This window comes from Serratia plymuthica (genome assembly GCF_018336935.1).
Classification (GTDB): domain Bacteria; phylum Pseudomonadota; class Gammaproteobacteria; order Enterobacterales; family Enterobacteriaceae; genus Serratia; species Serratia plymuthica_B.
The window spans coordinates 3,224,911-3,247,857 of the sequence record NZ_CP068771.1; the positions used below are offsets into that span (position 1 = coordinate 3,224,911).

The 22,947-nt window shown below is 50.9% G+C and carries 18 protein-coding genes, 4 tRNA genes and 1 other RNA gene; 4 read left to right on the plus strand and 19 right to left on the minus strand.

The genetic code is table 11. The features are described 5' to 3' along the window. Window positions 1–45 precede the first annotated feature (45 nt). Entirely contained in the window at window positions 46–474 is a 429-nt protein-coding gene (locus tag JK621_RS15070; RefSeq protein ID WP_249337078.1) for a thioesterase family protein, read from the plus strand. 288 nt (window positions 475–762) lie between these two features. Continuing rightward, entirely contained in the window at window positions 763–1,578 is an 816-nt protein-coding gene (locus JK621_RS15075) for a helix-turn-helix domain-containing protein (protein WP_212556688.1), read from the plus strand. Here JK621_RS15075 and JK621_RS15080 read toward each other — a convergent pair. The 17 genes from JK621_RS15080 to JK621_RS15160 all read right to left on the minus strand — a co-directional run bounded on the left by JK621_RS15080 (window position 1,564) and on the right by JK621_RS15160 (window position 18,190). Continuing rightward, entirely contained in the window at window positions 1,564–2,838 is a 1,275-nt protein-coding gene (locus JK621_RS15080; RefSeq protein ID WP_212556689.1) for a sensor histidine kinase, read from the minus strand. The genes JK621_RS15075 and JK621_RS15080 overlap by 15 nt on opposite strands. Window position 2,839: 1 nt before the next feature. Continuing rightward, complete coding sequence (locus JK621_RS15085) at window positions 2,840–3,307, minus strand: oxidoreductase (protein WP_212556690.1); 468 nt, start codon at window positions 3,305–3,307, stop codon at window positions 2,840–2,842. After that, complete coding sequence (locus JK621_RS15090; RefSeq protein ID WP_212560209.1) at window positions 3,307–3,753, minus strand: GNAT family N-acetyltransferase; 447 nt, start codon at window positions 3,751–3,753, stop codon at window positions 3,307–3,309. The genes JK621_RS15085 and JK621_RS15090 overlap by 1 nt, the downstream gene beginning before the upstream one ends. Before the next feature lie 168 nt (window positions 3,754–3,921). Next, on the minus strand, window positions 3,922–8,145 hold the full coding sequence (gene rpoC, locus JK621_RS15095) for a DNA-directed RNA polymerase subunit beta' (RefSeq protein ID WP_065505745.1): 4,224 nt from the start codon (window positions 8,143–8,145) through the stop codon (window positions 3,922–3,924). Between the two features lie 118 nt (window positions 8,146–8,263). Then, window positions 8,264–12,292, minus strand: a complete 4,029-nt coding sequence (rpoB, locus tag JK621_RS15100; RefSeq protein ID WP_212556691.1) for a DNA-directed RNA polymerase subunit beta — start codon at window positions 12,290–12,292, stop codon at window positions 8,264–8,266. A 329-nt stretch (window positions 12,293–12,621) separates the two neighbouring features. Next, window positions 12,622–12,987, minus strand: coding sequence for a 50S ribosomal protein L7/L12 (rplL, locus tag JK621_RS15105; RefSeq protein ID WP_006323137.1), 366 nt, complete (start codon window positions 12,985–12,987; stop codon window positions 12,622–12,624). A 62-nt stretch (window positions 12,988–13,049) separates the two neighbouring features. Next, window positions 13,050–13,547, minus strand: a complete 498-nt coding sequence (gene rplJ, locus JK621_RS15110; protein WP_004953935.1) for a 50S ribosomal protein L10 — start codon at window positions 13,545–13,547, stop codon at window positions 13,050–13,052. 329 nt (window positions 13,548–13,876) lie between these two features. After that, on the minus strand, window positions 13,877–14,581 hold the full coding sequence (gene rplA, locus JK621_RS15115) for a 50S ribosomal protein L1 (RefSeq protein WP_004953932.1): 705 nt from the start codon (window positions 14,579–14,581) through the stop codon (window positions 13,877–13,879). Between the two features lie 3 nt (window positions 14,582–14,584). Beyond that, window positions 14,585–15,013 carry a 50S ribosomal protein L11 gene (rplK, locus tag JK621_RS15120; RefSeq protein ID WP_006323135.1) on the minus strand — a complete coding sequence of 143 codons (429 nt, stop codon included), beginning with the start codon at window positions 15,011–15,013 and terminating at the stop codon, window positions 14,585–14,587. Between the two features lie 157 nt (window positions 15,014–15,170). Further along, complete coding sequence (gene nusG / locus JK621_RS15125) at window positions 15,171–15,716, minus strand: transcription termination/antitermination protein NusG (RefSeq protein WP_004953928.1); 546 nt, start codon at window positions 15,714–15,716, stop codon at window positions 15,171–15,173. 1 nt (window position 15,717) lies between these two features. Beyond that, window positions 15,718–16,101, minus strand: a complete 384-nt coding sequence (gene secE, locus JK621_RS15130; RefSeq protein WP_126527376.1) for a preprotein translocase subunit SecE — start codon at window positions 16,099–16,101, stop codon at window positions 15,718–15,720. A gap of 254 nt (window positions 16,102–16,355) precedes the next feature. Continuing rightward, window positions 16,356–17,540, minus strand: coding sequence for an elongation factor Tu (gene tuf, locus JK621_RS15135; protein ID WP_013811124.1), 1,185 nt, complete (start codon window positions 17,538–17,540; stop codon window positions 16,356–16,358). A gap of 109 nt (window positions 17,541–17,649) precedes the next feature. Beyond that, a tRNA-Thr gene (locus JK621_RS15140) sits at window positions 17,650–17,725 on the minus strand. A gap of 6 nt (window positions 17,726–17,731) precedes the next feature. Further along, window positions 17,732–17,806: transfer RNA gene (locus tag JK621_RS15145), tRNA-Gly, on the minus strand. 37 nt (window positions 17,807–17,843) lie between these two features. Beyond that, window positions 17,844–17,959, minus strand: a non-coding RNA gene (locus tag JK621_RS15150) — RtT sRNA. Window positions 17,960–18,005: 46 nt separating this feature from the next. Then, window positions 18,006–18,090: transfer RNA gene (locus JK621_RS15155), tRNA-Tyr, on the minus strand. 24 nt (window positions 18,091–18,114) lie between these two features. Continuing rightward, window positions 18,115–18,190: transfer RNA gene (locus JK621_RS15160), tRNA-Thr, on the minus strand. Window positions 18,191–18,588: 398 nt separating this feature from the next. Between JK621_RS15160 and JK621_RS15165 the strand changes: the two genes are divergently transcribed. Both JK621_RS15165 and coaA read left to right on the plus strand, forming a co-directional pair. Then, window positions 18,589–19,137: a GNAT family N-acetyltransferase gene (locus JK621_RS15165; protein ID WP_212556692.1), complete on the plus strand. Its 549-nt coding sequence runs from the start codon at window positions 18,589–18,591 to the stop codon at window positions 19,135–19,137. Between the two features lie 220 nt (window positions 19,138–19,357). Beyond that, a complete protein-coding gene (gene coaA, locus JK621_RS15170) occupies window positions 19,358–20,308 on the plus strand; it encodes a type I pantothenate kinase (protein WP_212556693.1) in 951 nt (316 codons plus the stop codon). Window positions 20,309–20,352: 44 nt separating this feature from the next. Here the strand turns inward: coaA and birA are convergent, their stop codons facing one another. Further along, window positions 20,353–21,315: a bifunctional biotin--[acetyl-CoA-carboxylase] ligase/biotin operon repressor BirA gene (birA, locus tag JK621_RS15175; protein ID WP_212556694.1), complete on the minus strand. Its 963-nt coding sequence runs from the start codon at window positions 21,313–21,315 to the stop codon at window positions 20,353–20,355. Then, entirely contained in the window at window positions 21,312–22,349 is a 1,038-nt protein-coding gene (gene murB / locus JK621_RS15180; RefSeq protein ID WP_212556695.1) for a UDP-N-acetylmuramate dehydrogenase, read from the minus strand. The genes birA and murB overlap by 4 nt, the downstream gene beginning before the upstream one ends. Window positions 22,350–22,947 lie beyond the last annotated feature (598 nt).

Sequence of the window (22,947 nt, forward strand, 5' to 3'; positions counted from 1 at the left end):
CTGCGACTGATCTGGGTTTTACTCTCATCGTACTGGAAGCCACGCATGTCGATGGATGCTTTGACCAACCAACTGGCGACCCGGGTGTGGCTGAATGATATCGACCTCAATTTGCATATGAACAACGGCCGCTACATGACGGTATGCGACCTGAATCGGGTCGATTTGTTTATCCGCACCGGCCTGATGGCATTGATGCTTAAACGGCACTGGTCGCCGATCATCAGCCAGCACACCATGGATTACAAAAAGGCGTTGCAACCCTTCCAGCGCTATCAGGTCAGCATGAGCATTACCCATTGGGACGAACGCTATTTCTATGCCACCCACACCTTCAGCATTGGAGATCGGATCGTCGCTCAGGGTACCTCGCGGGCGGTGATTTTAGGGCGGGAAGGTGTGGTCGCGCCGGACGTGGTGGTAGCCAGCGTTCGGCAATACCAGCAACGTCGCAGTGATGCCGTGATGCCGTGATGTTATAAGGGCCCCTGGTGTTGGCCATGTATCTTTTTCGCTGCCTGCACCCGGTTTGAAAGCGGGTGCAGGCAACTTATTTTGTGAGACTGGCACCCCCCCTAGGAACGCAAATCACACATATGGATGCTAATTAATCATATCGGCGGTAAAATGTGAATGTCTTTTGAGTGTCTTTTTAAATTAAATTGAGTTGCTTTTGAGTTTACTCAAGAAAATCAAATGGATATAGCAACAGCCATTCTGACTCATCTATAATCGAGCCAGCAGACAGCCTCGGGACAGCAAATGCTCGTGGTCAACATCAGAAAAATCGAGGTGATCATGAAAAAAACGCCAAATTACGCAGAGGCAATCAGTACCTTGCTGACCCAGAAAGGGGTTGGCGACAGAAAGCACGCATCAACCATGGCGAGCATACTGAACCTCCAATACAACAGCGCCAAGCAGAAGCTGGACGGTAAAAGAGGCATCACTCTCGACGAGGTAAAAAAGGTATTTCAATACTTCAACGAATCGTTTCAAGGGCGCAGAACCCATAACTGCGTCTTTATCATGAACAGCATACATAAGCGGTGCAATATTGAGGTTGACGACAAACCGGTGGATAACATTGAGGATGCGGAAACCTATGCGTTCAGGAAAGACGATCTTTTTATCATTAACACCGGAAGAGATAAAAGCGCGGGCGCAGAGCTGTATAAAGTCAGAAAAATAGACTTTCTGCCGGCGCCAAGGATAGCCATACTCGACAACGATCAAGACATCCTGGAATTGCTGAAGAAAATCACCACCCGTTATGGGATTGAAACAGATACCTTCCCAACGGCGGCGGCGATCATCGATGCCCTGGAGCAGCACGCCTACGAGGCCTTTATCCTTGATTGGTTGTTAGACTTCGGCGAGACGTCCGAAAAGGTGGTAGAAAAGATAAAAGACCAGGCAGACACCCCTGCGCAGATCATCATCCTGACCGGCCAGTTAAACCACTATGAGAAAAACATAGGCGATATGATATTAAACTACGACGTGCACTTGGTTGAGAAGCCGGCCAAGCCGCTGATTATCTCTTCGCTGCTGCTTTCTCATTTATTTTTCAACTGATTTTATTGGCAGGCAAATGAGGAATGACGACCCTTTGCCCTCGGCTGATTTCACCCTGATGGTGCCTTTCATCCTGGTTACATAGTTCTTTATAATGGTTAGCCCCAGGCCCAGCCCCTGCCGCGTCTCCCTTTCCAATCCCTGATTGAATGCCTTATATAATCTATCGATATTCTTCACGTTAAAGCCGATGCCGTTATCCTTCACCAGAAGATAAAGACGGCTATTGCAGACTTTCACATTCACGATAACCAGGCCGCAATGCGTATATTTATCGGCATTGCCCAGCAGGTTGACGAGTATTCGATAGAGTTTGTACTTATCGGAATGGATTTTCCCTGCATAAGACGAATGCCGGATAATAAATTGATTGCGGCCTTCCCCGCTCACTGCGGCGACGGCATCGTCAACCACCTCATTGAGTGAAAACAGGGAATCATTTACCTTTATCTCCCCCATTTCAAGCCGCGAGTAATCCATCACCTCACGCGTTTGCTCCGCAATTTTATTGCCATGGTGCGAGATGAGCCTGGCCTCTTTCTTCAACTCCTCCTGAACCAGCTCGTGCTCCATGATGTCTGCCGCAATCACGATAGCCTGCGTTGAGCCGGCGATCTCATGGTAGATGGAAGAAATAAATATGTTCTTATTCTTAACTATCTCCTTCAGTGAAAACGCATTCTTCAAGATAAGGAACATCATCAAGAAAATCAGCACCAGCGAGAACATGGCAAATAGCTCGGCTTTACCTGAATTGTCTTTGATGATGTCTTTAACCTCGGTGAAATTCCTTATCTGTATTTTGTAAATCATCTCTTGAATATCGACCAGGGTGATTTCCATTTCATCCATAAAGGAGAGTATATCGGCTCTGGTTTTGGTGCCATTACGCAGTTCGACGCCAAGTTGATCCAGCTCGGCATACTGACGCTTCAAAACCGCCACCGTTTTTATAAATTCATCGTCATAATAAAAAGAGTCGCTGAACGTAGAACGGCCTTCAATGATGGCAATCTTCGAGGCAAATATTTTCTTCTTGAGCATAAAACCATCGTAGTTATCCTCGTCGCCCAGCAGCAGTGCGGTTCTCGTCCGTTCGAAGGATAAAAAGAGAATTTCAGCAACGGAGTAGTTATCGAGGTTAGGTTCAATCTGCTTGTATCGATCTTTCACATTGCCGAAATTTACGGCAATCAATAAAATCAACAACACCAGCACCGCAACCAGGGTGATAAGGGTCCCGAGAAATTTCTTGCTCATTTCACTTAACCTCTAGCATTTTTATTTGCCAAACGGTTTTTGCGTTTACATCTATATTGTTCAGCTCAGGGTAGCTATCGCGAGGGTAGATAATCGCAAAAGGCCCCAACTGCGCAACATCCATGAGCTCACCATTTTTCTTATAAGCGATAATGACTTTATATTTATCCAACTCGGCGGCAGGCATTGAATATGAATAATCATCCCAGGCAAAAGCGCGAACCTTGCTTCCTGTCAGGCCATATACCTTTGCCAGCGCGCTAAACTCAACGCCGGTAAAAACGGCCTCGGGTGTGAAATTGGTCGAGGTTTTAATCGAAGAGGATGGCATCGCCTCTAACGCCTGCAGCGTAATTTTGACCTTCTCGCCATCGCTCTTTTTAAGATAAAAATAATCAACGCCCGCATAAAGCGGAGCGCTAAACAGGGAAATCAGAAATAATGCGGCTATCAGTCCTTTGATTTTCATTATTTATCACCTTTAGGCTTAACCAGTTCCGCCTGACCAAATTCATCCTTGCCAACGGTAACCCAGCCACGCCGCTGATAAAACGCCTCAGCCCTGGAGCCCGGATCGGTGGTGAGGTGGATCTCTGCGGCACCATTCTCGAACAACCATGCCGTTACGGCATCCAGTAAAGCGGAACCTATACCTTTCGCCTGATACTCCGGCTTCACAAACAGCCCGCCGATCAATGGTTCGGGAATAAAGAGGCCGAAACCGACGCCGGCGTAATCTTCACCGCATTTGCAAATCCAGCCTCCGCCCTGGTTGATATCATCCAGCACCTGAGTTCTTTGAAGATATTGGATCTGGTGAGGATGAAGCGGGTTCTCTTCGACGGAAAATCTGATTTCATACAGGTAAGGCAAGTGTTTTGCGGTCAGTTTTTCGAAGGTGATCAGGCTGTCCATATCTGTACAATCCTTGGTTGTAATAGCGCGGGCGATTTTTGCCATTATCGCGGGTTTATTCATAGTAGCAAAGATTACTCCTGCTGAAGCGGGCAAAAAAAAACCGCCCCAAAGGAGCGGTTTATCTGGAAAGGGGCCGGTATACCGGCCCTCAGGGGATATCAACGATTACTCGTCGTTACCGCCCAGGTTCCCTGCGTTCAGCAATTCAGCCAGGTTAGCTGTCGCTTCTTCCGCGCTTACCTGCGGAACAACCGGCACTTCGCCCTGCGCTTTACGGCGCATACGATCCTGATGATAAGCGTAACCGGTACCGGCTGGGATCAGACGGCCCACGATGACGTTCTCTTTCAGGCCGCGCAGTTCATCACGCTTACCGGCAACAGCCGCTTCGGTCAGAACGCGCGTCGTTTCCTGGAACGATGCTGCGGAGATGAAGGACTCGGTCGCCAAGGAAGCCTTGGTGATACCCAGCAGGTCGCGTGAGAAGGTTGCCTCGATTTTACCTTCAGCAGCAAGCTGACGGTTGGCAATCTTAACGCGAGACACTTCAGCCTGCTCGCCTTCCAGGAACTCGGTGCTGCCAGCGCTAACGATGGTGCCTTTACGCAGCATCTGACGAACGATAACTTCGATGTGTTTATCGTTAATCTTAACGCCTTGCAGACGGTAAACTTCCTGCACTTCGTTGGTGATGTAGCGGGTAACCGCATGCACACCACGCAGACGCAGAATGTCGTGCGGAGACTCTGGGCCGTCAGAAACAACGTCGCCACGTTCCACAATTTCGCCTTCAAACACGTTGAGCTGACGCCATTTCGGAATCATCTCTTCGTAAGCGTCGCTGCCGTCCAGCGGAGAGATTACCAGGCGACGTTTGCCTTTGGTCTCTTTACCGAACGAGATAATCCCGCTGATTTCAGCCAGGATAGCCGGTTCTTTCGGACGACGTGCTTCGAACAGATCCGCAACGCGTGGCAGACCACCGGTAATATCCTTGGTACCGCCGGATTCCTGAGGAATACGCGCCAGGGTATCACCCGCACCGATCTGAATGCCGTCTTCCAACTGCACAATCGCTTTACCTGGCAGGAAGTATTGAGCAGGCATATCAGTACCTGGGATCAATACGTCGTCGCCTTTGGCATCAACGATTTTCAGTGCCGGACGCAGGTCTTTACCGCTACCGGTACGCTCTGCGCTGTCCAGTACGACCAGAGAAGACAAACCGGTCAGTTCGTCGGTCTGGCGGGTAATGGTCTGGCCGTCAACCATATCAGCGAAGCGGATGAAACCACTCACTTCGGTGATAACTGGCATGGTGTGCGGATCCCAGTTAGCAACGGTTTCGCCGCCGTTAACTTCTGCACCGTCACCTTTGCCCATCACGGCGCCGTAAGGCACTTTGTAGCTTTCTTTGGTACGACCGAATTCGTCGATCAGCTTCAGCTCGGTGTTACGAGAGGTAATCACCAGCTTGCCTGCGGCGTTCATAACGAACTTCACATTGCTCAGCTTCAGCGTACCCTTGTTTTTCACCTGGATGCTGGATTCAGCAGCCGCACGAGATGCCGCACCACCGATGTGGAACGTACGCATCGTCAGCTGTGTACCCGGCTCACCGATTGACTGTGCCGCGATAACGCCGATAGCTTCGCCTTTGTTGATGATGTGACCACGTGCCAGGTCGCGACCATAGCAGTTTGCACACACACCAAAGTCGGTTTCACAGCTAACTACAGAGCGGACTTTAACGCTGTCGACAGAGTTCTCTTCCAACAGGTCACAGGTCTTCTCATGCAACAGCGTGTTGCGTGGAACCAGAATGTCCGCCGTACCCGGCTTGATGACATCTTCTGCAGTCACACGACCCAGAACGCGTTCACGCAGTGGCTCTTTAACGTCGCCACCTTCGATAACCGGGGTCATCGTGATGCCGTTGTGAGTGCCACAGTCGTCTTCGGTAACCACCAGATCCTGCGCCACGTCAACCAGACGACGGGTCAGATAACCGGAGTTAGCCGTTTTCAGTGCGGTATCCGCCAAACCTTTACGAGCACCGTGAGTGGAGATGAAGTACTGGAGTACGTTCAGACCTTCACGGAAGTTCGCGGTGATTGGCGTTTCGATGATGGAGCCGTCCGGCTTCGCCATCAGGCCACGCATACCGGCCAGCTGACGAATCTGAGCGGCGGAACCACGCGCACCGGAGTCGGCCATCATAAAGATGCTGTTGAAGGAAACTTGTTGTTCCACAACGCCGTCACGGTTAACCACGTCTTCAACCGACAGGTTTTCCATCATCGCTTTAGCAACGCGTTCGTTTGCCGCAGCCCAGATATCGATCACTTTGTTGTAACGTTCGCCGGCGGTTACCAGACCAGATTGGAACTGCTCCTGGATCTCGGCAACTTCGGTTTCCGCTTCTTCGATGATCTCCGCTTTCTTGGCTGGGATAACCATGTCATCGATACCTACTGAAGCACCTGAACGGGCTGCATAGGCAAAACCGGTGTACATGATCTGGTCAGCAAAGATAACGGTCGGCTTCAGGCCCAGGATGCGATAACAGGTGTTCAGCATCTTGGAGATCGCTTTCTTGCCCAAAGGCTGGTTAACGATCGAGTACGGCAGACCTTTTGGCACGATCATCCACAGGATGGCGCGGCCAACGGTAGTGTCGATGATCGAAGTCTGGTGTACAGACTCACCTTCGGTGTTTTTGATCTCTTCAGTGATACGCACTTTGACACGCGCATGCAGAGAGGCCAGACCGGCGCGGTAAATACGCTCAGCTTCTTTCGGGCCGCTCAGCACCATGCCTTCGCCTTTGGCGTTAACACAGTCACGGGTCATGTAGTACAGACCCAGTACAACGTCCTGAGAAGGAACGATGATTGGCTCGCCGTTCGCAGGTGACAGGATGTTGTTGGTAGACATCATCAACGCACGCGCTTCCAGCTGGGCTTCCAGCGTCAGCGGTACGTGTACAGCCATTTGGTCACCGTCGAAGTCGGCGTTGTATGCCGCACAAACCAGCGGGTGCAGTTGGATTGCCTTGCCTTCGATCAGAACCGGTTCAAATGCCTGGATACCCAAACGGTGCAGGGTTGGTGCACGGTTCAGCAGTACCGGGTGTTCGCGGATAACTTCGTCGAGGATGTCCCAAACGACAGCTTCTTCGCGCTCAACCATTTTCTTGGCGGCTTTGATGGTGGTGGCCAGGCCACGCAGTTCCAGCTTGCCGTAGATGAACGGTTTGAACAGCTCCAGCGCCATTTTCTTAGGCAGACCGCACTGATGCAGACGCAGGTATGGACCTACGGTGATTACAGAACGACCGGAGTAGTCAACACGTTTACCCAACAGGTTCTGACGGAAACGACCCTGCTTACCTTTGATCATATCGGCCAAAGATTTCAGAGGACGTTTGTTGGAACCGGTGATCGCACGACCGCGACGGCCGTTATCCAACAGGGCATCTACCGCTTCTTGCAGCATACGCTTTTCGTTGCGCACGATGATGTCAGGCGCGGCCAGATCCAGCAGGCGTTTCAGACGGTTGTTACGGTTGATAACGCGGCGATACAGATCGTTCAGATCTGAAGTCGCGAAACGACCACCATCCAGCGGAACCAGCGGACGCAGATCCGGCGGCAGTACCGGCAGCACGGTCAGGATCATCCACTCTGGCTTGTTGCCAGACTGCACGAACGCTTCCAGCAGCTTGATACGCTTGGTCAGCTTCTTGCGCTTGGTTTCGGAGTTGGTTTCGTTCAGCTCTTCACGCAGCTGTTCGCATTCCGCTTCCAGATCCATGTTTTTCAACAGGGCCTGAATGGCTTCCGCACCCATCTTGGCGTCGAATTCGTCACCGAACTCTTCCAGCGCATCCAGATACTGCTCTTCAGTCAGGATCTGACGACGCTCGAGGTTGGTCATACCGCCTTCAACAACCACATAGGATTCGAAGTACAGTACGCGTTCGATGTCACGCAGCGGCATATCCAGCAGCAAACCGATGCGCGAAGGCAGCGATTTCAGGAACCAGATATGTGCAGTCGGTGATGCCAGCTCGATGTGGCCCATACGCTCACGGCGCACTTTGGTCTGGGTCACTTCAACGCCGCACTTCTCACAGATCACGCCGCGGTGTTTTAAGCGCTTGTACTTACCGCACAGGCACTCATAGTCTTTTACCGGCCCAAAGATACGGGCGCAGAAAAGGCCGTCACGTTCTGGTTTGAACGTACGGTAGTTAATGGTTTCCGGCTTCTTAACTTCACCGAACGACCACGAACGGATCATATCTGGCGATGCCAGAGCAATCTTGATCGCATCAAACTCTTCGGTCTTAGTTTGCGCTTTCAGAAACTTCAATAAGTCTTTCACGGATTGGCTCCTGTCGGAGTTAAACCTGTTGGGTACCCACAACCGCAGTAGGTACCCGTGTGACCTGAACAACCACCCTCAGGCTCCCTAAGGCCGGGAGCCTGAGCCGGAAAAACGATTACTCGTCTTCCAGTTCGATGTTGATACCGAGCGAGCGGATTTCTTTCAACAGTACGTTGAAGGACTCCGGCATGCCTGGTTCCATGCGGTGATCGCCATCCACGATGTTTTTGTACATCTTGGTACGGCCGTTAACGTCATCCGACTTAACGGTGAGCATTTCCTGCAAGGTGTAAGCTGCGCCGTATGCTTCCAGTGCCCACACTTCCATCTCACCGAAGCGTTGACCACCGAACTGCGCCTTACCACCCAGCGGCTGCTGAGTAACCAAGCTGTAAGAACCGGTTGAACGGGCGTGCATTTTATCGTCAACCAAGTGGTTCAGTTTCAGCATGTACATATAGCCAACGGTAACCTGGCGCTCGAACTGCTCACCGGTACGGCCATCGAACAGCGTAATCTGACCGGAGGTTGGGATTCCGCCCATTTCCAGCAGTTGCTTGATTTCAGTCTCTTTCGCACCATCGAACACCGGCGTGGCGATTGGCATACCTTTTTTCAGGTTCTCTGCCAGACGCAGTACTTCGTCGTCGGTGAAGGTGTTCAGGTCAACTTTCTGGCAGACATCGTCGCCCAGATCGTAGGCCTTCTGAATGAACTCACGCAGCTTGGCCACTTCCTGTTGCTGCTTCAGCATTTGGTTGATCTTCTCACCAATACCTTTCGCAGCCATACCCAGGTGGGTTTCCAGGATCTGACCGATGTTCATACGTGATGGTACGCCCAGCGGGTTCAGTACGATGTCAACCGGCGTGCCGTTTTCATCGTAAGGCATATCTTCGATCGGGTTGATCTTGGAGATAACACCCTTGTTACCGTGGCGGCCTGCCATCTTGTCACCCGGTTGGATCTGACGCTTAACAGCCAGATAAACCTTAACGATTTTCAGCACGCCTGGTGCCAGGTCATCGCCTTGGGTGATCTTACGACGTTTGGCGTCCAGCTTCTTCTCGAAGTCGGATTTCAGCTCGTCGTACTGCTCTGCCAGCTGTTCCAGCTGGTTTTGCTTCTCTTCGTCGGTCAGGCCCAGTTCCAGCCAGCGATCGCGTGGCAGTTTGCTCAGCTTCTCGGCTTCAACGCCACCGGCAACCAACACCGCATGGATACGCGCAAACAGACCGGCTTCCAGGATCTGCAGTTCTTCAGTCAGGTCTTTCTTCGCCTGCTTCAGCTGCATTTCTTCGATTTCCAACGCACGCTTGTCTTTTTCCACGCCATCGCGGGTAAAGACCTGCACGTCGATAACCGTACCGGAAACGCCGTTTGGTACACGCAGAGAAGAGTCTTTAACGTCAGACGCTTTCTCACCGAAGATCGCGCGCAGCAGCTTCTCTTCTGGGGTCAGTTGGGTTTCACCTTTCGGCGTTACCTTACCCACCAGAATGTCGCCACCGGTCACTTCAGCACCGATATACACGATACCGGATTCATCCAGTTTGGAGAGCGCAGCTTCACCCACGTTAGGGATGTCGGCAGTGATCTCTTCAGGCCCCAGCTTGGTGTCGCGAGACACGCACGCCAGTTCCTGGATGTGGATGGTAGTGAAGCGATCTTCCTGAACCACACGCTCGGACACCAAGATGGAGTCTTCGAAGTTGTAACCGTTCCATGGCATGAACGCCACGCGCATGTTCTGGCCCAGCGCCAGTTCACCCAGATCGGTGGACGGGCCATCTGCCAGCACGTCGCCGCGCTCGATTGGCTCACCCAGGTTCACGCACGGCATCTGGTTGATGCAGGTGTTCTGGTTAGAACGGGTGTACTTGGTCAGGTTATAAATATCGATACCTGCTTCGCCCGCGTGCATCTCGTCTTCGTTAACTTTGATAACGATACGGGAAGCATCCACGTACTGGATCACACCGCCACGTTTGGCTACGGCAGTAACACCGGAGTCAACCGCTACAGCACGTTCCATACCGGTACCTACCAGCGGCTTGTCAGCACGCAGTGTAGGAACCGCCTGACGTTGCATGTTCGCACCCATCAATGCACGGTTGGCGTCATCGTGTTCCAGGAATGGAATCAGTGAAGCACCAACGGAAACAACCTGCTGGGTTGATACGTCCATATAGTCAACCTGATCGCGGCTAAACAGGCTTGACTCGCCTTTGCTACGACAGGTGACCAGGTCTTCTACGAAGCGGCCGTCATCATCCAGGTTGGAGTTCGCCTGAGCGATAACGAAGTTGCCTTCTTCAATAGCAGACAAGTAGTTGATTTCATCGGTAACCAGACCGTCACGCACGCGGCGGTACGGAGTTTCCAGGAAGCCATACTCGTTGGTCTGTGCGTACACGGACAAGGAGTTGATCAGACCGATGTTTGGACCTTCCGGCGTTTCGATTGGGCACACGCGACCGTAGTGAGTCGGGTGTACGTCTCGAACTTCAAAGCCGGCACGTTCACGGGTCAGACCGCCTGGGCCCAATGCAGAGATACGACGTTTGTGCGTAATCTCGGACAACGGGTTGTTCTGGTCCATAAACTGAGACAGCTGGCTGGAGCCGAAGAACTCTTTCACCGCCGCCGAAATCGGCTTGGCGTTGATCATGTCCTGAGGCATCAGGGTGTCCAGATCGCCCAGGGACAGACGTTCTTTAACCGCACGCTCAACACGCACCAGACCTACACGGAACTGGTTCTCGGCCATTTCGCCGACGGAACGAATACGACGGTTGCCCAAGTGGTCGATATCGTCCACTTCGCCTTTACCGTTACGGATATCGATGAGCTTCTTCATCACTTCAATGATGTCGTCTTTGCTCAGGATGCCCGAACCTTCGATCTCGTCACGCAGCAGAGAACGGTTGAACTTCATACGGCCAACCGCAGACAGATCATAGCGGTCTTCGGAGAAGAACAGGTTCTCGAACAGGCTTTCGGCAGCTTCGCGCGTTGGTGGCTCACCAGGGCGCATCATGCGGTAGATTTCTACCAGTGCGCTCAAACGATCGCTGGTTGGGTCGACACGCAGAGTCTCAGAGATATACGCGCCGTGATCCAGATCGTTGGTGAACAGCGTTTCGATACGTTTGTGGCCGGACTGGCTCAGTTTGGCCAGCAGATCCAGCGACAGCTCCATGTTGGCTGCGCAGATCAGCTCACCGGTATTGGTATCGATATAGTCCTTCGCGACCACTTTGCCCGCAATGTACTCAACCGGTACTTCAATACTCTGAATTTCGTCTTTTTCGAGCTGACGGATATGACGAGCGGTGATACGACGGCCTTTCTCAATGTAGATCTTGCCGTTGGCTTCAATATCAAATGAAGCGGTTTCACCACGCAGACGTTCTGGAACCAGCTCCATCTGCAGCTTGTTATCACGGATCTCGAATACAACTTTCGCAAAGAACAGGTCAAGGATCTGCTCAGTGGTGAATTGCAGCGCGCGCAGAATGATGGTCGCAGGCAGTTTGCGGCGACGGTCAATACGCACGAACAGGTTGTCTTTCGGGTCAAACTCGAAATCCAACCATGAACCGCGGTAAGGGATGATACGTGCGTTATAAAGCACTTTACCCGAGGAGTGGGTTTTACCCTTATCGCTGTCAAAGAATACGCCAGGACTACGGTGAAGCTGAGATACGATAACCCTCTCAGTACCGTTGATCACAAAGGTACCGTTTTCGGTCATGAGCGGAATTTCGCCCATATAGACTTCTTGTTCCTTGATGTCTTTGACCGTACCTTCTGGAGCTTCACGCTCATAGATTACCAGGCGCAGTTTTACGCGCAGCGGTGCAGAGTACGTCACACCACGGATCTGGCACTCTTTGACGTCGAACACCGGCTCACCAAGACGGTAGCTAACGTATTGCAGCTCCGAATTGCCACTGTAGCTCTGGATAGGGAAAACAGAACGGAATGCGGCTTCAAGGCCGTACTGCCCTTCTGGATCTTGCTCGATAAACTTCTGGAACGAGTCAAGCTGGATAGAAAGGAGATATGGTATGTCCAGAACTTGTGGACGCTTACCAAAATCCTTACGAATACGTTTTTTCTCGGTATAGGAGTAAACCATAGGGTTCCTCAGCTCGCTGATCAGTGACCCAATCTGTCCGTCCGGATAGAGGACGGTTCATGCAACACCATTTTGTGGATCGGAAAGCGGGAACACTTTCCGCAATACTCGTTTCTATCACGCTTAAATCATTTCATCGCGCTGTGCGGCAGATTCGGCTGCGGCAGGGAGGGCAATATATTAAGTCGTCGATAGAAAGAAATATTGGGGTTAGCCAGTAGCCAAACAGTGTGAAACTCTACTGACGCCCTACAGCGCAAAAAGGCTGGCGACCAAAAAGTCACCAGCCATCAGTCTGTTAAGTCAGACTGCACTCTGAGAAGTTAAAATTACTTAACTTCAACAGAAGCGCCAGCTTCTTCCAGAGCTTTTTTCAGTGCTTCAGCGTCGTCTTTGCTGATGCCTTCTTTCAGTACTGCTGGAGCAGATTCTACCAGGTCTTTGGCTTCTTTCAGGCCCAGACCGGTTGCGCCACGTACTGCTTTGATAACTGCAACCTTGTTGCCGCCGATAGCAGACAGAACAACGTCGAATTCAGTTTTTTCTTCAACAACTTCAGCAGCAGCAGCAGGACCTGCAGCTACAGCAGCAGCAGAAACACCGAACTTCTCTTCCATAGCGGCGATCAGTTCAACGATTTCCATTACAGACAGAGCTGCAACGCCTTCGATAATTTGGTCTTTAGTGATAGACATAACAAAAGTTCCTAAAATTCAGAAATAGTTTAAATACGTAAGCAACGGATAAGAGAGAGGGCTTATGCCGCTTCTTTCTGATCGCGCAGTGCAGCCAGAGTGCGAACCAGTTTGCCGGCAGCGGCTTCTTTCATGGTTGCCATCAGGCGTGCGATTGCTTCATCGTAAGTAGGCAGAGTTGCCAAGCGGTCAATTTGTGCCGCAGGGATCATCTCACCTTCAAAGGCCGCAGCTTTAATCTCGAACTTTGCATTCGCTTTCGCGAAATCTTTGAACAGACGAGCAGCAGCGCCCGGGTGTTCATGAGAAAATGCAATCAAGGTAGGACCGACAAACGTGTCTTTCAGGCATTCGAATGGAGTGCCTTCAACTACGCGACGCATCAGGGTGTTACGAACAACACGCATGTAAACGCCAGCTTCACGACCTGCTTTACGCAGTTCAGTCATTTTATCAACGGTAACGCCACGGGAATCCGCAACAACCGCAGACAGCGCGCCTTTGGCTACTTCGTTGACTTCAGCAACAATCGCTTGTTTGTCTTGAAGATTTAATGCCATTAGCTTTTTGCTCCTGGATTTAGCCGGGGGAAATCCCCGGCACTCACATCACTCAACACCTTGTGATAAATCACGCGGTGAGAGCGTTCAAACACGGTGAGCAGAATCCAGCAAAGACAATTTAAAATTTTCTTTAGGCTCTGTCACCGTCTACGCAGGAAGGATTAAGTACCTTTCGATACACCTGCGGTCTTGGACGGAGGCCTGGATAGGCCAGGCTCCAACCGAAAAATCTTTGTTCCGCTGATGGCTATTACCATAGCGAAACCTTGGGGCATAAGATTCTAGACAACTCTTGGCCCCAAGTCAAAGCGATAATCGCAGGGCGATTAGTTCGCTACAGCAGTCAGGCCGCTTTGATCGATAGCAACGCCAGCACCCATGGTGGTGGAGAGGCTAACTTTCTTGATGTACACGCCTTTAGCCTGAGATGGTTTTGCCTTTTTCAGCGCAACCAGCAGAGCTTCCAGGTTTTCTTTCAGCTTGTCTGACTCGAAATCAACCTTACCGATAGTGGTATGGATGATGCCGTTTTTGTCGTTACGGTAACGAACCTGACCTGCTTTAGCGTTTTTCACTGCTTCAGCAACGTTCGGAGTAACGGTACCCACTTTCGGGTTTGGCATCAGGCCACGTGGGCCCAGGATCTGGCCCAGTTGACCAACAACGCGCATTGCATCAGGAGAAGCAATAACAACGTCGAAGTTCATTTCGCCTTTTTTGATCAGGTCTGCCAGATCTTCCATACCTACCAGCTCTGCGCCAGCAGCTTTAGCTGCTTCAGCGTTAGGGCCCTGGGCAAATACGGCAACGCGAACGGAACGACCGGTGCCGTTTGGCAGAACGGTAGCGCCACGAACGTTTTGGTCAGATTTACGAGCGTCGATGCCGAGGTTAACAGCAACGTCAACGCTTTCTACGAATTTAGCGGTGGCCAGCTCTTTCAGCAGAGCAACAGCTTCGGTGATGTCATACTGTTTAGTAGCATCAACTTTGTCACGGATCACGCGCATGCGCTTGGTCAGCTTAGCCATTTCTTAATCCTCCACTACCAGGCCCATGGAACGAGCAGTACCTTCGATGGAGCGAGTCATCGCTTCAACGTTGGAACCAGTCATGTCCGCAGCTTTGGTTTCTGCGATTTCACGTACCTGAGCACTAGTCACTTTACCTACTTTGTCTTTGTTCGGCTTGCCTGAACCAGACTTGATACCAGCCGCTTTTTTCAGCAGAACTGCTGCTGGCGGAGTTTTGGTAACGAAAGTGAAGGAACGGTCAGAATAAACGGTAATAACAACCGGAATCGGCAGGCCTTTCTCAACGCTGTCAGTCTTAGCATTGAACGCCTTACAGAATTCCATGATGTTAACGCCTTGCTGACCCAGAGCTGGACCAACTGGCGGACTTGGGTTCGCCATACCGGCTGCAACTTGCAGCTTAACGTAGGCTTGTACTTTCTTGGCCATTTACAATTCCTCGATTTGGGTAATAACGCCTCACAAGAGGCTCCCCGTGTTTCGCCTCGCTCAACGAGCAAGGCCTATAAAAACAAAAGGCGCGAAATTATAGTTCAATTTCGCGCCTCTGACAAGCGACAAAAGCCACTTATCGCTGATTAATTGATCAGCCTTTTTCAACCTGAGCAAAGTCCAGTTCCACCGGCGTTGCACGCCCAAAGATGGAGACAGAAACTTTCAGGCGACTCTTCTCGTAATCCACTTCTTCAACAACACCGTTGAAGTCAGCGAATGGACCATCGTTAACGCGGACCAGTTCACCCGGTTCGAACAGCGTTTTAGGACGCGGCTTATCACCAACCTGCTGCAGGCGGTTCATGATCGCATCAACTTCTTTATCGCTGATCGGTGCCGGACGGTCAGAAGTACCGCCGATGAAACCCATTACGCGTGGAACGCTGCGCACCAAGTGCCAGCTGGCATCGTTCATCACCATCTGAACCAACACATAACCCGGGAAGAATTTGCGCTCGCTTTTACGGCGTTGGCCGCCACGGATTTCAACAACTTCTTCCGTAGGAACCATGACTTCGCCGAACAGTTCTTCCATATCGTGCAGTTTGATATGCTCACGCAGCGATTGCGCTACGCGACCTTCAAAACCGGAAAACGCCTGAACGACGTACCAACGTTTTTTTGGGGCTTCAGACATTTTAGAACCTCAGGCCAGTAATAAACGATACCAGACGGACCAGAATACCATCCAGCCCCCACAGAATCAGTGACATCACGGCAGTTACCGCAGCAACGATCAACGTGGTATGTAGCGTTTCCTGACGAGTTGGCCAAATCACTTTGCGCACTTCAGTACGCGCTTCGCGCGCAAACGCAACGGTAGCTTTGCCTTTGGTGGTCATCAGCGCCACTGCACCTGCAATGGCAATAACCACTACGACGGCCAGCGCACGTAATGGCAGGCTGAAATCACGGTAGTAATAGTTACCGACAATAGCCACAACCAACAGAATGGCAACGGTCACCCACTTTGCCGCTTCCAGGCCGCGCCCGCTCCCTTGAGCCTCGGTATTCGCACTCATAAACCAACCTGTCACAATGAATTCAGAACAGACAACTTTGCCTCGCACCGCGAGGCAAACCAAACCGATACTGTTTCGACAGCATCTCGGTGTTTTACGCTATGACGTATCTCAGTCAATACGGTTTTAAGAGCCCATCTCACCAATGATTATGACTGCAAAATCGCTGATGAGATAGGTTCTAGTTCACAGCGTAGAAAAAGGGCATCAAATGATGCCCTTTTACCGCGTGTCGCGTCAAATATTATCAGCGATTAAGCGATAACTTTGGCAACAACACCAGCGCCAACAGTACGGCCGCCTTCACGGATTGCGAAACGCAGGCCGTCGTCCATCGCGATTGGGTGGATCAGGGTAACAACCATGTTCACGTTGTCGCCTGGCATTACCATCTCAACGCCTTCTGGCAGTTCGATGGTACCGGTCACGTCAGTTGTACGGAAGTAGAACTGTGGACGGTAGCCTTTGAAGAATGGAGTATGACGACCACCTTCTTCTTTGCTCAGGATGTACACTTCTGAGTCAAACTTGGTGTGCGGCTTGATTGAACCTGGTTTAGCCAGTACCTGACCACGTTCGATATCTTCACGCTTGATACCACGCAGCAGAACACCCACGTTCTCACCAGCACGGCCTTCGTCCAGCAGTTTGCGGAACATTTCAACGCCGGTACAGGTAGACTTAACGGTGTCTTTGATACCCACGATTTCAACTTCTTCGCCAACTTTAACGATACCGCGCTCAACACGACCGGTAACAACGGTACCACGACCGGAGATGGAGAATACGTCTTCGATTGGCAGCAGGAACGGCTTGTCGATAGCACGCTCTGGTTCTGGGATGTAAGAATCCAGGAAACCGGCCAGCTCGATGATTTTAGCTTCCCACTCTGGCTCGCCTTCCAGTGCTTTCAGCGCTGAACCACGAACAACCGGCAGGTCATCACCAGGGAAGTCGTAAGCAGACAGAAGTTCACGAACTTCCATTTCTACCAGTTCCAGCAGCTCTTCATCATCAACCATGTCGCATTTGTTCATGAATACGATGATGAAAGGAACGCCAACCTGACGACCCAGCAGGATGTGCTCACGGGTCTGAGGCATTGGGCCGTCAGTCGCAGCAACAACCAGGATAGCGCCGTCCATCTGAGCAGCACCGGTGATCATGTTTTTAACGTAGTCGGCGTGCCCTGGGCAGTCAACGTGCGCGTAGTGACGGCTTGGGGTGTCATACTCAACGTGAGAAGTGTTGATGGTGATACCACGAGCTTTTTCTTCTGGCGCGTTATCGATCTGGTCGAAAGCACGTGCAGAACCGCCGTAGGTTTTAGCCAGAACGGTAGTGATTGCTGCAGTCAGGGTAGTTTTACCGTGGTCAACGTGGCCGATAGTACCGACGTTAACGTGCGGTTTTGAACGTTCAAACTTTTCTTTAGACATCGATTGTCCCTCTAAGACACGGATAAATCGGTGGTATCACCACATCAACCAAGCATTTGCCTGTTGAATCCAGAACAGAAAGAAAATCAGGGGGCGAGATAATAAGAAGTGGTGCTGATAGGCAGATTCGAACTGCCGACCTCACCCTTACCAAGGGTGCGCTCTACCAACTGAGCTATATCAGCACATCTTGGAGCGGGCAGTGGGAATCGAACCCACATCATCAGCTTGGAAGGCTGAGGTAATAGCCATTATACGATGCCCGCATCCTGGAACTCGGCTACCTGACTTTTCTGTAGAATTTTTAGGTGGGAGAAGGATTGTTCGTCGCTTAACTCTCACCCTTCGGGCCTGCTGCGCTTTGCGCTGCACGACTCGAACCTTGCTGAAGGCTTTCGCCTTCTCCTTCCGCAAATTAACCGCTGCGAGTTATTCGCTGGTCAGTCAACTGCCGAAGGCAAGATTTGGTGGTGGGGGAAGGATTCGAACCTTCGAAGTCTGTGACGGCAGATTTACAGTCTGCTCCCTTTGGCCGCTCGGGAACCCCACCAAATTTTTACTACTGCGACTTGATTGGTGCCGGCTACCGGAATCGAACTGGTGACCTACTGATTACAAGTCAGTTGCTCTACCAACTGAGCTAAGCCGGCATCAAGTGCAGCGCATTCTAGGTAGACCGAGCGACCTATGCAACAAAAAAATTGCGTTTCGCGCACTTTCGCTCATAAATCACCCAATCCTGCACGGTGTCTGGCAATTCACAGCGCGCAGCGGGCAAAGATTCATCAATTGCAGGAATCATTCTCTACGATTTAATCCACTTTTTGCAAAGATTGCCCCTGACTTTCCCCGTGCCCGTTATCTCAAATCCATAAACCCGAATCAGGAAACTGTGAGCGGGATCGATGCACCAGAAAAGGGAAGAGTGCCCCACGTAACGGCATCAACTACAGTTATTCCTCACCTCTTTCGCCGCCGGAACGCCCTCCGCCGTCCTGGCGCAATTATTGCTTATCTTCATTACCCCCTCACCCAGGAGGAATGACCGATGAAAATTGTCCTGATTAATGCCGCTACACTCCCCATTTACCGTGATGAACTGGCTCGTCTGTTGACCGATGCAGTGACGCATGGGGCCTCTGTGGGCTACGACACGCTGATCCCGCATGAAGACGCAGAGAGCTACTTTCACAGCCTGAGGCCTGCCTTGGCCAAAGGAGAGCTGTTGCTGTGGATCGCCCGAGACGAGCGCGGTGTCATTGGCACGGTTCAGCTCGAGCTGTGTCAAAAACCGAATGGCCGTAACCGTGCTGAAGTGCAAAAATTGTTGGTCCACAGCCGCGCACGCCGCAATGGTGTCGGACAGGCTCTGATGAAGGCATTGGAACGGTCGGCGCTGCAGCAACAGCGTGGCCTGCTGTATCTCGACACACAGGCGGCTTCCGCCGCAGAAGCGCTGTATCGCTCACTGGGCTATCGCTGTCTGGGAGAATTGCCCGACTATGCCGCCGCACCCGATGGTTACTATCACCCGACGGTCATTTATTACAAACGCCTGTTCACGGTTAACCAAACCTGCCCCGCCATCGCCAGCTAGCATGAAAGCGGTATCATTCCCCAGAGATACCGCTTTGCAACGCCTCTGCAATCAACTGCGCGCAGCTTCTCACAATTGACATAAACTGCCGCCAATCGATAACTTTTGCGAAAAAAGTCTACGCCAAAAACCAAGCTGTCTATAATATGCAGCTTGTTTATTATCTGGAGTTGGCGTCCGGCGCCTTTCCCAACCTGCGTTAACAGGCAGAATTTGGCTTATGATAAAAAGAGATCAATCTTTAACGACGCCTTACCTTCAGTTCGATCGTACCCAGTGGGCTGCGTTGCGAGATTCGGTGCCACTGACGCTGTCAGAAGAAGAGATCGTTAAACTAAAAGGGATTAACGAAGATCTCTCTTTGGAAGAGGTGGCACAGATTTATCTGCCGCTATCGCGTCTGCTGAACTTCTATATCAGTTCCAACCTTCGTCGTCAGGCCGTACTTGAACAATTCCTCGGCACCGATGGCCAGAAAATTCCTTATGTCATCGGTATTGCAGGCAGCGTTGCCGTAGGTAAAAGCACCACCGCACGTTTGCTGCAGGCATTACTTAGCAATTGGCCGGAGCATCGCAGCGTTGAACTGATCACCACCGACGGTTTCCTGCACCCTAATAAGGTGCTGAACGAACGTGGGCTGATGAAGAAAAAAGGATTCCCTCAGTCTTACGATATGCACAGTCTGGTGAAATTCGTTTCTGAGGTGAAGTCCGGCGCCAAACGCGTGACCGCCCCCGTGTATTCACATCTGATCTATGATGTTGTTCCGGATGGTAATAAGGTTATTGAGCAACCGGACATTCTAATTCTTGAAGGGTTAAACGTATTACAAAGCGGAATGGATTATCCTCACGATCCCCATCACGTATTTGTTTCCGACTTTGTTGATTTCTCAATATATGTCGACGCACCTGAACAGTTATTGCAAACCTGGTACATCAATAGGTTCCTGAAATTCCGTCAGGGTGCGTTTTCTAATCCTGATTCTTATTTCCACAACTACGCAAAGCTGCCAGAAACGGAGGCCATCAGCATTGCCACTCAGCTATGGAATGAGATTAATGGATTGAATTTACAGCAAAATATTCTTCCAACCCGTGAGCGAGCCAGTCTGATAATGACGAAAAGCGCTAATCATGCCGTCGAACACGTCCGTTTGAGAAAATAATGCTATAAAAAATGGGGGCAACGTTGGCCCCCTATCAATAATCGTTATTCAGCGCTACGTAGCGATATTTCCCCACCGATAAATGGCTTAACCACACCATTCTGCTCGAGCAATAATGCCCCTTGCTGATCAATACCACGCGCAATACCAAAAATTTGTTGTTCACCTATTAGCAGTTTAACAGGCCTATCAATAAAATTATCCAAAGTACGCCAACGCGAAATAAAGGGTGCCAACCCATCAATTTCAAACTGCCGCAAAGATTGGCGTAACTCATTCAGCAAGGTCGCTGCCAGCTCATTACGATCTATGCTAATCCCCGCTTCCTGCAGATTTACCCACCCTTGGTTGATAGCATTCGCATTGCTTTCACGCATCGCCAAATTGATACCGGCGCCAATCACCAACTGCGCGGCATCACCAGTCTTTCCTGTCAATTCAACCAAAATGCCCGCTAGCTTACGATCGTTAAGATATAAATCATTCGGCCATTTAACCCTGACATCCGCAGCACCCAAGCGTTGTAACACCTCGGCCATCACTATGCCAATCACCAGGCTCAGGCCAATTGCGGCTGCAGGTCCCTGGTCCAAACGCCAAAACATCGAAAGATACAGATTGGCGCCAAACGGCGATATCCATTGCCGCCCGCGTCGGCCACGGCCGGCTTGCTGATACTCGGCGATACAAGCATCACCCGATTGTAATTCAGTGATGCGCTCCAGCAAATATTGGTTGGTGGAGTCTACGACCGGTAACACGGTTACGCGCTTATCTTCCAGTTGCCCAAGAATACTGTCAGCATCTAATAGCTGGATGGGGCCAGGCAGACTGTACCCTTTTCCCGGTACGGTAAATACATCCAACCCCCACTCACGAATTGTCTGGATATGTTTATTAATCGCTGCGCGACTCATCCCCAAATACTCGCCAAGATGCTCGCCGGAATGAAAGCTGCCGTCAGCCAATAGCGCAATTATCTTTAATGGTACTTTGGAGTCTTTCATGCGAGAACTTCCAGGGCGTTTCGTTCGCCCGTCGCGCCGATAAAACGGACTTCAGGTTCCAACCATACATCAAACTTCTTCGCTACCGTATTGCGCACATGGCGAGCCAATGCAACTACGTCCTGACTGCTGGCATCATTCAGGTTAACCAGAACGAGCGCCTGTTGGCGATGTACCGCGGCACCGCCAATTTGATAACCCTTCAACTCACATTGGTCGATCAACCAGCCGGCGGCCAACTTCACCTGGCCATCCCGTTGCGGATAATGTGGCATATCGGGGTATAGGGCAACCAGCTCGGCGCCCTTCTCCTCGCTGACAAGCGGGTTCTTGAAGAAGCTACCTGCATTACCGGTCACAGCGGGATCAGGCAATTTGCTGCGGCGCATAGCGCATACCGAATCAAATATCTGACGTGGCGTCACCGTTTCCGGATCCATTTTCGTCAGATCGCCATAATTCAGCATCGGGCTCCACTGTTTGCTCAGTCGCAAGCCTACGCCGACAATGATGTGGCCGATCTGAAAATGATGCTTGAAAATACTTTCACGATAACCGAACCCGCACTCCGATGTCGGAATGCGATCGATGGCGCCTGTATTAAAGTCCAGTAAATCAACGTAGTTACATACGCTTTTGAGTTCGATGCCGTAGGCACCGATATTTTGAATAGGTGCAGAACCGACCAGCCCCGGGATTAGAGCCAGATTTTCCAGCCCGGGAATACCCTTGTCCAGCGTACTGCAGACCAAACCATGCCAGTTTTCGCCGGCACCGACATGAAGGTACCAGGCATCCTTATCTTCTCTGATATCGATGCCTTTGAATTGATTGATCATAACCGTACCGGCAAAGTCCTCAAGAAACAGGACATTACTTCCTTCACCGAGCACCAACAATGGCTCTTGACGCTTTTGCGTTTTCTGCCAAACCTTGATCATTAACTCGATTGTATCTGCAATGACCAGATGCGCTGTGTTGACCGGGAGCGCAAAGGTATTGTGTGTTTTTAAAGACGCACGTTCAGTAGACATAATGTTAAATACCTATACGGAAATAAACTTCCGTCTAGTCTACTCGATTCGGCGCTCCAGGCTAATATTTGTTTTTATTGATTTTAATTTAGCCTGGTTATCATCCACGCGAAAAATATTTCTAATTGTTTTATAAGGAAATATTTATACAAATAGATGGGCAATGCGATGGAGATAATTGGCGACATGATTAATACAGGTATTATTTTAGGTAGAGACTTATAGTCACATAGCACTACCCTGCTATATTAGCGCTATTTATATATATCTAATATTACTCATCGATTTTATACATTGAGTATACTTATGCTTATAAATATAACCTCAATAGCTTTTTATTCATTCAGAAATGTAGCCGTTGGGGCACCAACCGTATGCCTGCATCCGTTGTTGCCTGACCGCAAAACTTTATTTGATGCCTGGCAGTGTCCTGCAATACTCGTCTCATCCCGGGACTCACGCCTTCGGGGCCGCTGCGAGTGGTGTGAAAGTTCATTACCAACGGGCGGCTTTTCGCATGCCGATGAGAACGCAATGTAGCCACTGAGGCGCAGCATAGCTGCGCCCGTATTCCCGGACTCAAAAGCAAAAAGCCCCA

Coding starts and splice junctions, on each gene's coding strand:
- rplL (WP_006323137.1), bottom strand. CDS start 12,987: ATGTCTATCACTAAAGACCAAATTATCGAAGGCGTTGCAGCTCTGTCT.
- JK621_RS15090 (WP_212560209.1), bottom strand. CDS start 3,753: ATGGACAGCCTGATCACCTTCGAAAAACTGACCGCAAAACACTTGCCT.
- rplA (WP_004953932.1), bottom strand. CDS start 14,581: ATGGCTAAGCTGACCAAGCGCATGCGCGTGATCCGTGACAAAGTTGAT.
- JK621_RS15165 (WP_212556692.1), top strand. CDS start 18,589: ATGAAAATTGTCCTGATTAATGCCGCTACACTCCCCATTTACCGTGAT.
- tuf (WP_013811124.1), bottom strand. CDS start 17,540: ATGTCTAAAGAAAAGTTTGAACGTTCAAAACCGCACGTTAACGTCGGT.
- murB (WP_212556695.1), bottom strand. CDS start 22,349: ATGTCTACTGAACGTGCGTCTTTAAAAACACACAATACCTTTGCGCTC.
- nusG (WP_004953928.1), bottom strand. CDS start 15,716: ATGTCTGAAGCCCCAAAAAAACGTTGGTACGTCGTTCAGGCGTTTTCC.
- rpoB (WP_212556691.1), bottom strand. CDS start 12,292: ATGGTTTACTCCTATACCGAGAAAAAACGTATTCGTAAGGATTTTGGT.
- secE (WP_126527376.1), bottom strand. CDS start 16,101: ATGAGTGCGAATACCGAGGCTCAAGGGAGCGGGCGCGGCCTGGAAGCG.
- JK621_RS15070 (WP_249337078.1), top strand. CDS start 46: ATGTCGATGGATGCTTTGACCAACCAACTGGCGACCCGGGTGTGGCTG.
- JK621_RS15080 (WP_212556689.1), bottom strand. CDS start 2,838: ATGAGCAAGAAATTTCTCGGGACCCTTATCACCCTGGTTGCGGTGCTG.
- rplK (WP_006323135.1), bottom strand. CDS start 15,013: ATGGCCAAGAAAGTACAAGCCTACGTTAAGCTGCAAGTTGCAGCCGGT.
- JK621_RS15085 (WP_212556690.1), bottom strand. CDS start 3,307: ATGAAAATCAAAGGACTGATAGCCGCATTATTTCTGATTTCCCTGTTT.
- birA (WP_212556694.1), bottom strand. CDS start 21,315: ATGAAAGACTCCAAAGTACCATTAAAGATAATTGCGCTATTGGCTGAC.
- rplJ (WP_004953935.1), bottom strand. CDS start 13,547: ATGGCATTAAATCTTCAAGACAAACAAGCGATTGTTGCTGAAGTCAAC.
- JK621_RS15075 (WP_212556688.1), top strand. CDS start 763: ATGCTCGTGGTCAACATCAGAAAAATCGAGGTGATCATGAAAAAAACG.
- coaA (WP_212556693.1), top strand. CDS start 19,358: ATGATAAAAAGAGATCAATCTTTAACGACGCCTTACCTTCAGTTCGAT.